At 46.8% G+C, this 15957-nt stretch carries 11 protein-coding genes; 5 read left to right on the forward strand and 6 right to left on the reverse strand.

Annotated elements, in window-relative coordinates:
* Positions 1–127 precede the first annotated feature (127 nt).
* The 4 genes from NI466_RS04175 to NI466_RS04190 all read right to left on the reverse strand — a co-directional run bounded on the left by NI466_RS04175 (position 128) and on the right by NI466_RS04190 (position 5278).
* A complete protein-coding gene (locus tag NI466_RS04175) occupies positions 128–2098 on the reverse strand; it encodes a glycine betaine transporter (RefSeq protein ID WP_253172845.1) in 1971 nt (656 codons plus the stop codon).
* Between the two features lie 177 nt (positions 2099–2275).
* Positions 2276–2992 carry an ion channel gene (locus NI466_RS04180; RefSeq protein WP_253147818.1) on the reverse strand — a complete coding sequence of 239 codons (717 nt, stop codon included), beginning with the start codon at positions 2990–2992 and terminating at the stop codon, positions 2276–2278.
* A gap of 245 nt (positions 2993–3237) precedes the next feature.
* Positions 3238–4944, reverse strand: coding sequence for a cation acetate symporter (locus NI466_RS04185; protein ID WP_004729195.1), 1707 nt, complete (start codon positions 4942–4944; stop codon positions 3238–3240).
* Position 4945: 1 nt separating this feature from the next.
* Positions 4946–5278 (reverse strand): DUF485 domain-containing protein, encoded by a 333-nt coding sequence (locus NI466_RS04190; protein ID WP_086044221.1) that lies wholly within the window; start codon positions 5276–5278, stop codon positions 4946–4948.
* 182 nt (positions 5279–5460) lie between these two features.
* On the opposite strand from NI466_RS04190, the gene NI466_RS04195 reads away from it, so the two are divergent.
* Entirely contained in the window at positions 5461–8952 is a 3492-nt protein-coding gene (locus NI466_RS04195; RefSeq protein WP_253172847.1) for a hybrid sensor histidine kinase/response regulator, read from the forward strand.
* Positions 8953–9362: 410 nt separating this feature from the next.
* Positions 9363–10124, forward strand: coding sequence for a hypothetical protein (locus NI466_RS04200; protein ID WP_004281371.1), 762 nt, complete (start codon positions 9363–9365; stop codon positions 10122–10124).
* 89 nt (positions 10125–10213) lie between these two features.
* On the opposite strand, the gene NI466_RS04205 is transcribed toward NI466_RS04200, so the two are convergent.
* Complete coding sequence (locus NI466_RS04205) at positions 10214–10864, reverse strand: response regulator (protein WP_004281370.1); 651 nt, start codon at positions 10862–10864, stop codon at positions 10214–10216.
* A gap of 377 nt (positions 10865–11241) precedes the next feature.
* Here NI466_RS04205 and msuE point away from each other — a divergent pair, with 377 nt between their 5' ends.
* The 3 genes from msuE to NI466_RS04220 all read left to right on the forward strand — a co-directional run bounded on the left by msuE (position 11242) and on the right by NI466_RS04220 (position 14671).
* Positions 11242–11976, forward strand: a complete 735-nt coding sequence (gene msuE / locus NI466_RS04210) for an FMN reductase (RefSeq protein ID WP_253172849.1) — start codon at positions 11242–11244, stop codon at positions 11974–11976.
* A gap of 26 nt (positions 11977–12002) precedes the next feature.
* Positions 12003–13115 carry a dimethylsulfone monooxygenase SfnG gene (gene sfnG, locus NI466_RS04215; RefSeq protein ID WP_253146679.1) on the forward strand — a complete coding sequence of 371 codons (1113 nt, stop codon included), beginning with the start codon at positions 12003–12005 and terminating at the stop codon, positions 13113–13115.
* Between the two features lie 146 nt (positions 13116–13261).
* Positions 13262–14671, forward strand: a complete 1410-nt coding sequence (locus NI466_RS04220) for a cryptochrome/photolyase family protein (protein WP_253172851.1) — start codon at positions 13262–13264, stop codon at positions 14669–14671.
* A gap of 61 nt (positions 14672–14732) precedes the next feature.
* On the opposite strand, the gene NI466_RS04225 is transcribed toward NI466_RS04220, so the two are convergent.
* Positions 14733–15914: an acyl-CoA dehydrogenase family protein gene (locus NI466_RS04225; RefSeq protein WP_148335096.1), complete on the reverse strand. Its 1182-nt coding sequence runs from the start codon at positions 15912–15914 to the stop codon at positions 14733–14735.
* Positions 15915–15957: the final 43 nt, after the last annotated feature.

The following is a 15957-nucleotide window of genomic DNA, read 5'->3' on the forward strand; positions in this document are numbered from 1 at the left end:
AATCCTGGTCGTTAAAGTGTTTGTTTGCACTCATATTTTAACTGTTAGGACTCAGGTTTTTTTATTTAAAGCAAACTATGGGACAGCAGTGCATATTGCGTCCTTTTTTATTGTTCTATGACTTCGTTTACTCAGGTGTACGTACCAGACTTAAGAAGTGCAAATGACGTTCATATTGGTCAATGATGTCCTGCAATAGATCTTCTTGCGTCCACTCCATCACATCATAACCCTGCCCACCTTCTCTTAAAAAGACTTCTGCCTGATAGGAATCTACGCTCGCATTCTCCAGTTCAGACATAAAGCTTGGACTTAAAGTCTGGGTGGCATTGACCTGATAGATAAAATTAATTTCATCCTGATGATCAACACGGAGCTGTATACCGTCTTCTAGCGGGCTAATCACCACGTGTAATCGGCGCCGTTTCAATTCACTTTGAAAGCTGAGAAATGCCTTATTCACTGTATTGTGAATATACTGCTGCACCTCTTCCTGAGTGTGCGGATAATGCATAATCAGGCCTAATCGCTGTTGCCAGCTGCGCGGATTCTGGATCGCACGCGGGGTAATCCGTGCGGCTTGCAGCGCATGCATTTTGGTAACATCCAGATGTAAGGCTTTGATTAATCCCCAGCACATCAGCAGCATAATGAAGGTAAATGGCAAGGCGCTCATGATCGTGGCCGATTGCAAGGCTTCTAAGCCACCCGCCAGCAAGAGGATGATGGCTAACAAAGCCATGAGCACGGTCCAGAATAGACGCTGCCAGGTCGGTGAATTTTCACTTTTTGCTGTCAGATAATCAGTCACCAATGCCCCTGAATCGGCAGAAGTCACAAAGAACAGCATCACTAGTAAAGTCGCAATGATACTGGTTACTGAGCTAAAAGGCAGATTAGCTAAAAATTCGAATAGAGCCACAGATGAATCACGCTGAACTGCTTCTAGCAAGCTGGTATTGGCTTCATGCATAATGCTATACAGCGCGGCATTGCCCATAAAACCCATCCAGATCAGGGTAAATCCGGTCGGAATCAGCAATACACCCACGATAAATTCACGAATACTGCGCCCTTCCGAGACCCGGGCAATGAACATCCCGACAAATGGCGACCAGGAAATCCACCAGGCCCAGTACATGATGGTCCAGCCACCAATCCAGCCACTTGGCTGATAGGCATACAGATTAAAGGTCATGCTAAACAGATTAGAGACATACTGGCCGGCATTCTGAATAGTCGTCTGTAACAGATAAATACTCGGACCTGCCACAAAGACAAAGATCAGCAACAGCAGTGCAAGCACCAAATTTAGTTCAGATAAACGTTTAATTCCTTTATCTAATCCAAAAAATACGGAAGTCGCTGCCATGGCACTCACGACAATGATCAGGATCACCTGAGTGCTAGGGGCCTGTTCCACACCAAACAGGTAATTCAAACCTGAATTGATCTGTGTGACCCCGAAACCCAGTGTGGTGGCGACACCAAATACCGTACCAATGGTGGCAAAGGTATCCACGCCATCTCCAATTGGGCCATAGATCTTTTGACCGATCAGCGGATACAAGGCCGAACGGATTTTTAAAGGTAATTGATGCCGATAAGCGAAATAAGCCAGCGACAGGCCAACAAGCGTATAAATTGCCCAGGCATGTAAACCCCAGTGGAAAAAGGTCACCCGCATAGATTGCTGTGCAGCCAGCACAGTTTCCGGTTCACCGGCAGGTGGCGTAACATAATGCATCACCGGTTCGGCCACACCAAAGAACATCAGTCCAATCCCCATCCCTGCGGTGAATAACATCGCAAACCAGGAGGCACTGCTATATTTCGGTTGACTATGATCAGGCCCCAGTTTGATTTTACCCATGTCTGACAGGGCAATATAAATCAGAATGATCAGAAATAATGCCACTGACAATACATAGAACCAGCTAAAGGAATTGGTAATCCACTGGTTTATTTGCTGGGTCAGCAGTGAAAAAGCATCTGGTGCAAAGACGACTAAAGCTAAGAAAATCGCAATAATCGTGACGGTACTAATAAAAACATTTGGATTGATATTGGCAAACCAAGATGGTTTTGTGGAAGGCATACATCCCCCATTTTTAATAAATTGAATTGCCGTGAGGCTTACATCATTATTGACAAGTACAAACGATCTCGCAGAATTTACTGCTGTAATAGATACGTTTGATTTTCAACATTTTAAAATGTAAAGACGAATAAAGCAGTGAAGTTACTGTAACCCGATCATTCCAAGGGTTGTCTCTTACTCATCCGGACTTCTATGTTGATTTTCTGCACTATTTTGTTTAGGCAGATGGGAAATATAATGTAAAGCAATCAGGCGAGAAACAATCAGGGCCAAATACATCACCCCGACAAACATCTGGATAATTGCCAGCATCCGTGCCAGCGGACTGACCGGCATCACATCCGACAAGCCCGTGGCGGACTGGACACTAAAGCTGAGAAAGATCAAATCCAACCAAGGCTGATGGGCTTGCAAGTCAGGATCTGAAAAGCTGTAAGGCACCCATAACTGGCAGACACTATAAAGAAAAGCAAAGCCCCAGGCCAGTAAGGTAAATACCGCTCCAGCGGCAAAGAGTTCATCTTTGGTAAGATAGCGGTCATGGAACATATAACGCAGTAGGCCATAGGCTGCACTAAAATAAGCACCAGCTTCAAACAGGTGGGCGGTGACATGGATCCAGGTATAACGCAGTCCCAGCACAATCAGGGAGGAAAAGAGAATTGCGCCGGCGACAAAGCTGAGTCCTAAAATGGTAAACATCGGAGTCTGGCGAATGACTCTGGCAATCACCAGTAAAACCAGAACACCGAGTACCCAAGTTCCCGCCCGATAAGACACGCTTTCATAACTCAATACCGACAAGAGCAAGATCAGCAATTGCAGGCACAACAGCCATGCCGAAGGCAAATGGGTAAAGCTGTTCCAGAACTGCTGCAGAGATTGCTTCATAATGCCCTTCTTGTTGCTCTTCTTGTTACTATCTTCATGTAGGGAATACATTGTTATTGTTAACAGCTTTTAACATAGCATCCTCAAAGCCACTTGCAGATATACGATTTGTATGAAAATTACTGAAATAACACTGCACAAATCCAGCCAGCTCAATGCAATACGGCATTTATCCTAAAGAAAAAACTTGATGATATCTCCATAAAAAAAGCCCCTGACGGGGCTTTTTTAGCGTAGCGCAGATCTTAGTGATCCGATGCGCCTGAGATACCAATACCGGTTTGTGAGCGTACAAACTGCGCATCAAAGGCTTTGCGTTCTGCCTGAGCCTGTGCCGAATTATCCGTCACAGAGAACAACCAGCAGCACAAGAATGACAATGGCATCGCGAAGATTGCAGGACCATTGAACGGGTTCACTGGCGTATCAGAAATACCCAAAGTATCGACCCATACTGCTTTAGACAGCACAATCAAGGTTACTGCGGTTACCAGACCTGCAACACCACCAATCACTGCACCACGTGTCGTCAAGCCTTTCCAGAACATAGACAATACCAGTACCGGGAAGTTGGCACATGCCGCAACAGAGAATGCCAGACCGACCATGAAGGCTACGTTTTGTTTCTCGAACAGAATCCCGAGAATCATCGCGAAGATCGCAAGACCTAAAGTCGCAATCTTAGACATACGTAGTTCCGATTCAGGCGTGGTTTGGCCTTTCTTCAACACGTTGGCATACAAGTCATGCGAAATTGCTGAAGCACCTGACAGGGTCAAACCTGCAACCACTGCAAGAATCGTGGCAAATGCAACTGCAGAAATAAAGCCCATGAACAGGTCGCCGCCCACTGCATCAGACAGGTGCACCGCCGCCATGTTATTACCACCCACCAGCTCCAGCTTGCCAGTCACAGCCATTTTCGCAACATCAAGGAATTGCGGGTTGTTCGATACATATAGAATCGCACCAAAACCAATGATGAAGGTTAATAGGTAGAAATAACCAATAAAACCTGTAGCAACTACGACTGATTTACGCGCTTCTTTGGCATCTTTTACCGTGAAGAAACGCATCAGGATATGTGGTAGACCTGCGGTACCAAACATCAATGCCAGACCTAAAGAAATCGCATCAATCGGATTAGATGCCAGACTACCCGGACCCATGATTTTGGTCGCATCTGTCAGGCTCAAATCATGTACTTTTGAGTAGACACCAATCGCCTGTTCAAACATGTTGGTAAAGCTGAAGCCCACACCTTTCATAACCATGAATGCCATAAAGGTTGCACCAGACAGCAACATCACCGCCTTGATGATCTGTACCCAAGTGGTTGCCAACATACCGCCGAACATCACGTAGGCCATCATCAACAAACCAACGATCACGACTGCAATGTTATAGTTCAGACCGAATAGAAGTTTGATCAGCTGACCTGCACCCACCATCTGTGCAATCAGATAGAACGCGACCACAACCAGTGAACTTAAAGCAGCCAAGGTACGTACCGGTTTTTCCTGCAAGCGGAAAGACACTACGTCTGACAGGTTGTATTTACCCAGGTTACGCAGACGTTCTGCCACCAGGAACAATACAATCGGCCAGCCCACCATGAAACCCAGTGAATACAGCAAGCCATCAAAACCGGACAGGAATACCATCGCGGAAATACCCAGGAACGATGCAGCTGACATATAGTCACCGGCAATCGCCAGGCCATTCTGGAAACCGGAAATACCGCCACCGGCAGTATAGAAGTCTTTAGTATTGGTGGTTTGTTTTGCTGCCCATTTGGTAATAAACAGCGTAGCACCTACGAAAATCACAAACATGATAATCGCGTGCCAGTTGGTCGCCTGCTGTTCTGCTGCACCCAGATCGGGACCAGCGAATGCAACGCCTGAAGCCACTATCGTGGTCGCCAGGGCAATAAGAGAATTCCATTTCATCTTAGTGGTGTCCTTTTTCATGCGCAATCGCTTCGACTTCACGGATTGCTTCTTCAGTCAATTGATCAAGTTTGTTATTGGCAATGTAGGAATACACACCACACAAGATAAACGACAGGACAATGATACCTAGACCAAGTGGAATACCCCACGTGGTCACACCACCTGAAATTGAAGACAGTAGAAATTCTTTGTTGTAACCAACCAGCAACATGAAACCCACATAGACAAATAGCATAATGCCGGTCAACGTCCAGCTGAGCGTACTTTTCTTGCGGACCATTTCCTTGAATTTTGGATTTTGTAGAATTCGATCTACTTGTACCTCATCCATAATTACTCTCCTGTAGCCCAACCTTGGGCTGCCTATTTTTTAATTCGAATTATCACTGTTGCAAATTAACAATAATCGTAGGTGTTTGTAATTTAGACTTTGGTCGTTAAAAAATGATCAATTTAAACTGTAGCGTTCACGATGCGTTATCATAGCGGCATGCTCAGTACACATCAGGCTATATGAACAGTTGGCTCATCATAGGGGTACTCGCCCTCTATATCGCATTACTCTTTATCTGCGCTTTCTACGGGGAAAAACATGCCAGCCGGCTGAGTACCCGTGGGCGCATGCTATTGTTTAGTTTAACTTTAGGAGTGTACTGCTCCTCCTGGACCTTTTATGGCGCCACGGGTGCTGCGGTACGTGAAGGGATTATTTTCCTGCCGATCTATCTGGGTCCCCTGCTCTTCGTTGCCGTCGGCTATGACATCTGGCGCCGTCTGGGACGGGTGCGGCAGCATCATGCCATTTCTTCGATCGCTGACTTTGTCGCAGCACGCTATGGTAAAAGTGGTCCCCTCGCCTCGCTGGTAACCATTCTGGCGGTAGTGGCGATTGTGCCCTATCTGGCCTTGCAGTTACGTGCCATTGCCTTAAGTGCCGCCGTCATTCTAGAACCTTCCGCAGGTGTAACCGGCACCACCAATGGCGTGCTATTTCTGACTGGGGTTCTGGCAATACTGGCGATGATGTTTGGTACCCGGCAGATTGCCAATACCGAACAGCATGGCGGCCTGATGCTGGCCGTGGCATTTGAGTCTTTTGTCAAACTCTTCGCCCTGCTGGCAGTTGCCTGTTTCTTTATGTTTGAAGCACCAGAGAATCTGGCACAGATCAGTACCGATATCAGTACCACTTTTCATGATGTACAACTGTTTGGCGTGCCACAAAGTTTCTGGATTCAGACCCTTCTGGCGGCACTGGCGATTATTTGCCTGCCGCGCCAGTTCCATGTGGCGGTGGTTGAGCTGCGCGATGAAAAACATATCCGCGGTGCACGGCGCTGGTTCGCAGTTTACTTGATTCTGACCACCCTGGCGATTATTCCCATTGCCAGCTGGGCATTGCATGCGGCACCGCAATATTTGGCGATTCCGGATGTGGCGGTACTTTCTTTGCCACTCAGCTATAACCAGGACTGGTTAACCTTATTGGCATTTCTGGGTGGTTTCTCTGCCTCTACCGGGATGCTACTGGTATCTTCCGTGGCACTGTCAATCATGCTCAGCAATGACCTGATCATGCCGGCGTTGTGGCGTTTAAAGCTGATTTCCCGGCATGACAAACGCTTGCCGTTGGTGCTGAAATTTACCCGCCGGGTCTGTATCCTGGGTGTGATGTTGATGGGCTTCCTGTTCTTCAACTTCTTTAATGATATTGACCAGCTGTCAGTTTTTGGCCTGTTGGCGTTTAGTGCGGTGGCACAATTCGCCCCTGCCCTGATCGGCGGCCTGTACTGGCGTGGCGGCAGTAAACAGGGTGTATATGCCGGATTGTTGACCGGTTTTGCCTTGTGGGCTTATACCCTGCTGTTTCCGACCATTTTGCGCAGCCTGCCCGAAGCCTATAGCAGCTTTAGTCAAAGCCTGCTGAATCAAGGTCCTTTTGGCTGGAACTGGTTAAGACCGGAAGCCCTGATCGGTTTTGAGTCTTTTGATCCGCTGACGCATGGAGTAGTCTGGGCACTGGGCTTAAATACCCTGCTGTATATCTGGATTTCCCGTATTTTCCGTCCGAGTATTGCCGAACAGATTCAGGCCGAAAGTTTCTTCTATTATGAAACCAAGCCACTACCCTCGCAGAGTCCTTCTACCGAGGTCAGCTATTCGCATCAGGATGTCGCCCGTTTAAAAGTCGGTGATCTGATTACCCTAGCTAAACGCATTACCGGTGAAGGGCCGACCACACGCGCTTTTCAGCAATTTTGTATCCAAAACAGTGTAGAACTGAATGAAAATAGCAGCGCCAATGGCATGTGGTGGCGTTTTACCGAACAGTATCTGGCCGGCACCATCGGGGCAGCTTCGGCACGTACCCTGTTGACCACGGCCATGGTCAATAATGGCCTGGCCCTGGGTCAGGTCGCTAATATTCTCGATCAGGCCTCACAATGGCAACGTTTTAACCAGAACCTGATCATGACCATGATTGATCACATGACCCAAGGGGTCAGCGTAGTCGATGAAAACATGTGTCTGGTGGCCTGGAACAATCAGTATCTGAAACTGTTCGATTATCCGACCGATATTGTCTATGTCGGCTGTCCAATCGCAGATCTGATCCGTTATAACGCTGAACGTGGTGAGTGTGGACCAGGTTCAGTCGAAGAACATGTACGGAAACGGATTCACTGGATGCAGGTCGGCAGTGCCCATGAATTTGAACGGATTCGTAAAGATGGTCGCGTCATTCAGATGCGCGGTAATCCGATCGAAGGCGGCGGTTTCGTCACGACCTTCGCAGACATTACCGCTTTCCGTGAAAATGAAGCCGTACTTGAAGCCCGGGTTCAGGACCGTACCCAGCAGCTAGCCGATGCCTTGTCCGAGCAGCAACTGGCACGGGAACAGGCAGATAAAGCCAATATGTCAAAAAGCCGCTTCATTGCCGCTGCCAGTCATGACCTGTTGCAGCCGATGCATGCCGCACGTTTGTTCAGTACCGCACTCGAACAAAGTGTGCAAAATGACGAAGATCGTAAGACCTTGCAGCAACTGGATCGTGCCTTGCATGGCGCAGAAAGCATGCTGTCTGCCCTGCTGGATATTGCCCGACTGGAAGGCGGGACCATTCAGCCGAAACGTCAGGCTTATCCGCTGCATGACCTGCTCAGCGATTTGGAACTCCAGTTCAAATCAATCGCTGCACAACGTGGCATCAAGTTCAGTGTGCATGATGCACAGTTCTGGATTGATACCGATCCACAATGGATTCGCCGCATTATCCAGAACTTTGTCAGCAATGCGTTGCGTTATACTGCCAGAGGTAAAGTGGTGGTCGGTGTATTACGTTCGAGCAGCAGACCGAATCATATCCGTATTGGCGTCTGGGATACTGGCCCGGGCATTGCCGAAGAACAGCGCATCAAACTGTTTCAGGAATTTGAACGTTGCGGCCACACCTCGCCTTGGGGTGAACAGGGTCTGGGCCTAGGTTTGGCGATCGTACAACGCATGACCAGCATGCTGGACTATCCGGTACATGTGTCTTCTGCGCTGGGTAAAGGTTCCTGCTTTATGATTGAAGTGCCTGTGATCGAAGCACCGAAAGTGGTCGCAGTACCGGTTCAGGCCGTACCTTTAAAGAGCAAAGCCTTTAAGATTCTATGTCTGGATAATGATGAAACCATTCTGGAAGGCATGTCGACCTTATTGACCAAATGGGGTTATCAGGTGTTTAAAGCCACTGAACCTGAACAAGCAGCCATGCTGATTCAGCAGGAAAATATTCAGGTCTGGCTGGTGGATCAACATCTGAATCAGGACAAGATCGGTCTGGATTTCATTCTGGAACATCGTTCGAAGGATATTCCGGTCGCCTTGATTACCGCCGACTCCGATCCGGAATTGCCGCAACGTCTGAAAGAGTTGAACATAGTTCTGCTGAAAAAACCACTGAAACCGGCATCATTACGTTCATGGTTATCTGGACTGAAAATTTCCGACTCCTAAGTAGATAACGATCTGATCAATGCCCATTTCACACCCTGAAATGGGCATTTTTTATACTCAACTGCCACATAAACTTACCTAGCTTGCATAAAATTTATTCTAATGTGCTAAAAGCAGCAAATATGCCGAAAATACAGCTGAATAAATTGACCAAAATGCTCATTTTTTAATTCACTATGGCAAAAACTGACGAATGTATTAATGTACATGTGTACACTTGGTTACAATTAATTATCTTATTGTTTTTAATAAAAATTAAAGAGTAATTTTCCACTACTATAACTTTAGTCGTATTTTTATCCCTTGTACTTGGCTCTAAAAATAGAGGAATAAGAAACGATCAGTTTCCATCTCATGTAGCCTTAATTTTTTTGGTCGCTGATCTATTTCTGCATATCGGAGTTCTTCACATGAACATAGATCAAAACCAGGGCCTGAATCAGACCCAGCAGTTTCACCGTCAATATGGCGCCAATGCCTTATTGCCAAGCATTGACTGGGCACAGATCTTTAAATACAGCAAGCTGAATGATGCCCAGTATCAGGCACTGGAAACGCTGTATCAGAGTGCAGTACCCCTGGCACTGCAAGTCTTTGATGAATTACATTTTGATGTCTTTGAACCTTATGCCTACAAGCCGCAAGGTCTGGGACTATTTGAAAAGATTGCTGAACAGGAAGACAAGCTGATTCAGTCTTTAGAAGCTGAAACAGAGGACCTTCCAGCAAAAACCCGTCATCAGATCTGGAGCATGTTGCTGCGTGGTGGCGCGGTACTGGTCTTTAAGGCCTGGCTGGGTAAAGTCAAAAATGAAGAAGATTGTCTGGACACCAGCCAATTTGATGAGCTGTCTGATCTGTTATTTATCAAAACCTGCCCACATGAGCTGGCGCAGCGTTTACATGTCGATCCGAATACGCGCGACGAACATGTCTTCCTGATGTATGACAATGAAGTTTATCTGGATCGTTTTAACAGTCTGGAAACTGCGGCACTGTTTGTGGATCTGGGTGTATATGATGCGACTTTCCTGAGTCTGCGTGATGATCGCGTGGCGGAATATCTGAAATCGAAAGGTTATGTCACTGAAGAGCAGATTGACGAATTGCAATGTGCCTTAAATCCATTGTTTTGTGATGATTTCACCCGCAAGCAGGATTATATCGCCTAGCTGACTCAGGCCTTTGCACTCAATTTTTCAGATTTCACCCATAAAAAAAGACCTCCAAGGAGGTCTTTTTCAATTCGGCTATGCAGAACTTACATTTTGCGGTCTTCAATATTCAGTGCATTAATGGCCAATACCGCTTGTGTCCGGTTTTGTACTCCGAGTTTACGGAAGATTGCCGTCACATGCGCTTTAATCGTCGCTTCTGACACATCCAGTTCATAAGCAATCTGCTTGTTTAATAAACCTTCAGCCACCATCATCAATACCCGGAATTGTTGCGGCGTCAAAGACTGGATCCGTTCTGCCAAAGCCGTTTCATCGGCAGCACGCGGATCAAAATTCATATTGGCTGGCAGATTTGGCGGTAACCAGATTTCACCTTCCAGCACTTCACGAATCGCTTCACCGATATGGCTGGGGTGGGCAGATTTAGGAATATAGCCCATCGCACCATGTGCAATCGCACGCTGGATAATGCTGACTTCTTCATGCGCAGACACGACAATAATCGGTAAAGACGGATATTGTGCGCGGACATGCACCAGGGCAGAAAATCCGGAAGCGCCCGGCAGGTTTAAATCCAAGAGCACAAGATCAGGCTCAGGGCCATTTTCTAGACGTTCATAAAATTCATTGACTGCCGCAGTTTCATGAATCTGGGCTTGTGGCAGGCTATAACGTACAGCTTGAATCAAGGCATGACGAAATAGTGGATGATCATCAACGATTAAAATATTCATAGGCAACGTGAGAGAGATCTTGGCACGGTAACCCCTATTCTAACCACACAACCCGGTTAAGGATATGCAAGACACTACAATTTTTAAAATAATATGCAGTTTTTCTTCAAAATTGCCCATTTTTGCACTATTGCAATAATTGTTTAATTCTCATCACTTTTTTATATATCACTTATTCCTCAGTGAAAAAGCTTATCTGCATTCAATATAAATATAAATATCATAAACTTAACCCTAAATTAATTTTAAAAAATCAGGTCTTTGTCGTATATCGCAAAATCAGATAACTTTTCAGCTTTTCGTTATTTTACACGCCTTCGCTGAATCGGGATTAATAGGGACATTCCGAGATTACCCCTATTTTTCAGGTTCTAAATATGTCTAATTTTAATGCGCAAAAACCCTTAAATATTGTTGCCGTATCTGGCGGTTTAAATCATCCTTCAAAAACCGAAGCTTTGGTTCAGGCCATTCTGGATGAGCTGGGTGAAGCGACACCAATCAATGTGCATTTCATTAAATTTAGCGAAATTGGTTCGCTCTTGGGCGGTGCAATTTACCGTAATCAGTTGCCGCAACGCGTTCAGGATGATCTGGCAGCAGTAGAAGCCGCAGATGCGCTGATTGTCGGCACCCCGGTCTACCGCGCTTCATTTACCGGCCTGTTCAAGCATTTCTTTGACTTTGTCGAGCAAACGGCGCTGGTGGATGTTCCGGTATTACTGGCGGCTTCCGGTGGCAGTGACCGTCATGCACTGGTACTTGAACATCAACTGCGTCCTTTATTCAGTTTCTTCCAGGCACAGACTTTACCGATTGGGGTCTATGCCACCGACCGCGATTTCACCCCTGCATATACCATTCACAGTGAATTGCTCCGCGACCGGATTACCCTGACTGTGGCGCGTGCATTGCCGATTCTGGAATGGGCACCAGCCAAAGGTCAACGTGCCGAAGTCATTAAAGAAAAAACCATTCAAGCGAGTCAAAACCTGGGCATTAACAAACAGATCGAACAGGAAGAAGTATTACCTTCTGCAGCCGTGCCGAGCCTGGATGCCGCAGAATCGCGTTTACATAGCAAGAAAGCACCAAAGACTCAAGTGGCTTGAACACAGCATTGCAGAGGGTGATGAATATGTCGAATGATAAAAATATCGTATTTGCCTATTGGGTACCGAATGTCAGTGGTGGCCTGGTGGTCAGTAACATCGAGCAGCGTACCGACTGGAGCTATGACTATAACGTGCGTCTGGCACAAACCGCTGAACAGGCAGGCTTTGATTATGCTCTGACCCAGATCCGTTTTACTGCCGGCTATAATGCAGAAAACCAGCATGAATCGGTCAGCTTCAGTCATGGTATTCTGGCCAAAACTGAACGCCTGAAAGTCATTGCCGCAATTCTGCCGGGTCCATGGAAGCCGGCACTGGCTGCCAAACAGCTGGCGACGATTGACCATCTGAGCAATGGCCGGATTGCGATCAATGTGGTCAGTGGCTGGTTCCGCGGTGAGTTTGATGCCATTGGTGAAGAATGGCCGGAACATGACGAGCGTTATGCCCGTTCGGAAGAGTTTATCCGTAGCCTGAAAGGGGTTTGGACCCAGAATAACTTTAATTTTGAGGGTAAATATTATCAATTCAAAGACTATACCCTGAGTCCTAAACCATTGCAGAAGCCTCATATAGAAATCTTTCAGGGCGGCAGTTCCCGGGCAGCACGCGATATGGCTTCTCGTGTATCTGACTGGTATTTCACCAATGGCAATACCCCGGAAGAGCTGAAAAAACAGATCGATGATATTCGTGAAAAAGCCAAGGCTAACAACCACTCGGTGAAAATTGGTGTAAATGCCTTTGTGATTGCACGCGATAGCGAAGAAGAAGCGCAGGCTGTATTGCAGGAAATTATTAGCAAGGCCAATGTGCAGGCGGTGAAGTCTTTTGGTGAAGCCACCCGTGAAGCCGGCGCAGCAAGTCAGGAAGGTGAAGGTAACTGGGCCAAATCCACCTTTGAAGATCTGGTGCAATACAATGACGGGTTCCGCACCAATCTGATCGGGACACCGCAGCAGATTGCTGAACGGATTATCGAGCTGAAAAAAGTTGGCGTCGATCTGATTCTGTCAGGCTTCTTGCATTTTATTGAAGAAGTCGAATATTTTGGCCAGAAGGTACTGCCTTTGGTTCGTGAGCTTGAAGCACAACAGGCAACGCCTGTGCAGCAAGAAGAAGCTGAGCCCGTATAATCATTCTAATAAATCTCAGCAGATTCACTCCCTCCCTCAAGGCTCGGCTTGGGGGATTTTTTATGTGATAAAATTGTTGTCTGGCTAGGTTTAAGACCATCAATTCCTTAAAATTCTGCACTAACGACTTTCCAAGAATTTTAACAATGCAACTGATCTGGTTTCGTCAAGACCTCCGCATTCATGATCATGCCGCACTCTGGCATGCCACCCAGCAAGGTACCTGTATAGCACTGGTGGTGCTCTCTCCCGAACAATGGAAGCTGCATCAGGATGCCCGGATTAAAATCGATTTTTATCTGCGCCGCCTCGACGTCTTAAAGCAGCAGTTAGCGCAGCTGAATATTCCATTAATCATTTTAAATGTTCCCTTATGGCAAGACCTGCCGGCCGAAATGCTAAGCCTGTGCCAAAAACTGCAGATTGATACGCTACATGCCAATATTGAAGTGGGCATGAATGAACTGCAACGTGATGCACAGGTACAGCAGATGCTGGAACAGCAGCAGATCCGGGTCGAGCTGTATCATGATCGCAGCCTGTTTCCACTGACCAGTATCCGCAATCAGTCCAATCAACCCTATCAGGTCTATAGCGCATTCAAGAAAAAGTGCTATGAGCGACTGATTCAGAATATACCGGGCTGCTATCCTGCCATTCAGCCTCAAGATCCGCTTGAATTACCAGACCAGCTGACCAGATTTGATCTGCAAAAATTTGCGGCTGATTATTCTGTCGATCATACTGCCCAGCTCTGGTCTACAAAAGATCAAGCTGCCTTTGAGCTGCTCGATGATTTTATCTTGGATAAAATGGCTCACTATAAAACCGAGCGTGATTTACCTGCAGTCGATGGTACCAGCCGCTTGTCACCATATCTGAATATGGGGATCCTCTCGATTCGCCAATGTATGCAGGCCCTATTTAAGGACGGATATTTCCAGATTGATGATATCGGTCAGCAGACCTGGCTGGATGAACTGCTCTGGCGCGAGTTTTATCTGCATACCCTGTTTGATTTTCCCCGTGTATCTAGGCATCAGCCTTTTAAAGAAAATACCGATAACATCCAGTGGCGCGATGCTCCTGAAGATCTGGCTGCCTGGCAACAAGGACAAACCGGGATTCCGATTGTCGATGCCGGTATGCGGCAAATGCGGGCCACTGGCTGGATGCATAACCGGGTGCGCATGATTACTGCGATGTTTCTATGTAAAAACCTGCTGATTGACTGGCGCTTGGGAGAAAGCTGGTTCATGCAACAGCTGATTGATGGTGATCTGGCGGCCAATAATGGCGGCTGGCAATGGTGTGCTTCGACCGGCATGGACGCCGTGCCCTATTTCCGGATTTTTAATCCAGTCAGCCAGTCACAGAAGTTTGACCCGAATGGGGATTACATCCGTCAATGGGTGCCAGAACTGACACATCTGAATGCTAAATCTATTCATGAACCCTATGCTAAAAATCCGGATCTTGCACTGGATTATCCAAAACCGATTGTGGATTTAAAAGCCTCTCGTGTAAGAGCGATTGAAGCGTTTAAGCAAATTTAAAACCAAACTTTTTCATCCCGAATAAAACAGCCTCCGATAAAGAGGCTGTTTTATTTTTAGATCAGGAATAAAAACTCGGATCAGGCACTTTTCCAGTCAGCACCCATTCCCCCACTTCCTGATATTTATAATCGATCGGGTCATGCAAGGTCTGGGTGCGGACATTGCGCCAGAAACGGTCAAGATTGAGCTTGGCCGTGGTGGCCCGTGCACCCATCACCTGGAAAATATTCTGGGTAATATAGAGAGAGATATTGGTTGCGGCAATTTTGGCTGTGGCAATGGCAACTGAGACTTCACCGCGCTGTTCGGCACTTAAATCATTCCCAAGCTCCCAGGCTGCCTGTAAAGTCTGAACCGCTTTATCTGCCAGTAAGCGTACACTTTCCAGTTGTACATAAAACTCGGCAAAATGCTTCTGGGTAAAAGGATCATTCACTGCATCGTCTGCCAGTGATTTGGACCAGGCTTTTTGGGTCTGTACGCCCTGTCTGGCGATTTCAAATGCTCCTTCTGCCACGCCCAAAAACAGATGCACGAAAATCAGCTGGGCAATCAAAGGCCGTAGACTGGAATACGGCGTACTCAGTGGACCTGGATTTAACAGCAATTCATCTTCATGAATGTTGACCTGCTCAAAATGGCTGGTACCACTGTCGGTCTGGCGTTGGCCCATATTGTTCCAGTCACCCAGAAAACTCACACCCTCTCGCTGGGTCGGAATCACACCTATCAGCAATTTTCCGGCTTCGTTATAGCCCGAACACAACAACATATCTGAATCGATCGAACCCGAGCAGAAGCTTTTATCACCATGGAAAATATATTCGTTTTCTGAAACTTTTATGGCTGTGGTACGACGATCCAGTGGATTTAGAGTATTACCCCAAAACAGATTATTTTGGGCAGTCTGTTCAAACCACGCACCATATTGTTCAGGTTGAGAAAATAATTGAACGGTCGCAATCAGCAAATGGTGAAAGCCGTAGACATGGGCCAATGAACTGTCGACTTGGGCAATGGTCTGAATGGTGCTAAAAATGGTCGGCCAATCTGCTTCCTGACCGCCATACTGCTTCGGAATAGACAGGCCAAGCAAGCCACTCTGGCGAATCAGGTCACGCTCAGCTTTGGGATTCCCCCCCTGTTTATCCCGTTCTGCTGCAGTCTGGGCGAAAGTTTCAGCCAGTTCCCGGGCAATCTCTAAGGGCAACTGATCGAGATATGATTGTCGTATATTCATTGTTTTTGGACCTATATTCAGCATGGCTTGAGCTTAGCAGATT

This window comes from Acinetobacter lwoffii (assembly GCF_024129595.1).
Taxonomy (GTDB): Bacteria; Pseudomonadota; Gammaproteobacteria; order Pseudomonadales; family Moraxellaceae; genus Acinetobacter; species Acinetobacter lwoffii_O.

Excerpts from the sequence above, each read along its gene's own strand:
- NI466_RS04175 (WP_253172845.1), bottom strand. The coding sequence starts at position 2,098 with ATGCCTTCCACAAAACCATCTTGGTTTGCCAATATCAATCCAAATGTT.
- NI466_RS04180 (WP_253147818.1), bottom strand. The coding sequence starts at position 2,992 with ATGAAGCAATCTCTGCAGCAGTTCTGGAACAGCTTTACCCATTTGCCT.
- NI466_RS04185 (WP_004729195.1), bottom strand. The coding sequence starts at position 4,944 with ATGAAATGGAATTCTCTTATTGCCCTGGCGACCACGATAGTGGCTTCA.
- NI466_RS04190 (WP_086044221.1), bottom strand. The coding sequence starts at position 5,278 with ATGGATGAGGTACAAGTAGATCGAATTCTACAAAATCCAAAATTCAAG.
- NI466_RS04195 (WP_253172847.1), top strand. The coding sequence starts at position 5,461 with ATGAACAGTTGGCTCATCATAGGGGTACTCGCCCTCTATATCGCATTA.
- NI466_RS04200 (WP_004281371.1), top strand. The coding sequence starts at position 9,363 with ATGAACATAGATCAAAACCAGGGCCTGAATCAGACCCAGCAGTTTCAC.
- NI466_RS04205 (WP_004281370.1), bottom strand. The coding sequence starts at position 10,864 with ATGAATATTTTAATCGTTGATGATCATCCACTATTTCGTCATGCCTTG.
- msuE (WP_253172849.1), top strand. The coding sequence starts at position 11,242 with ATGTCTAATTTTAATGCGCAAAAACCCTTAAATATTGTTGCCGTATCT.
- sfnG (WP_253146679.1), top strand. The coding sequence starts at position 12,003 with ATGTCGAATGATAAAAATATCGTATTTGCCTATTGGGTACCGAATGTC.
- NI466_RS04220 (WP_253172851.1), top strand. The coding sequence starts at position 13,262 with ATGCAACTGATCTGGTTTCGTCAAGACCTCCGCATTCATGATCATGCC.
- NI466_RS04225 (WP_148335096.1), bottom strand. The coding sequence starts at position 15,914 with ATGAATATACGACAATCATATCTCGATCAGTTGCCCTTAGAGATTGCC.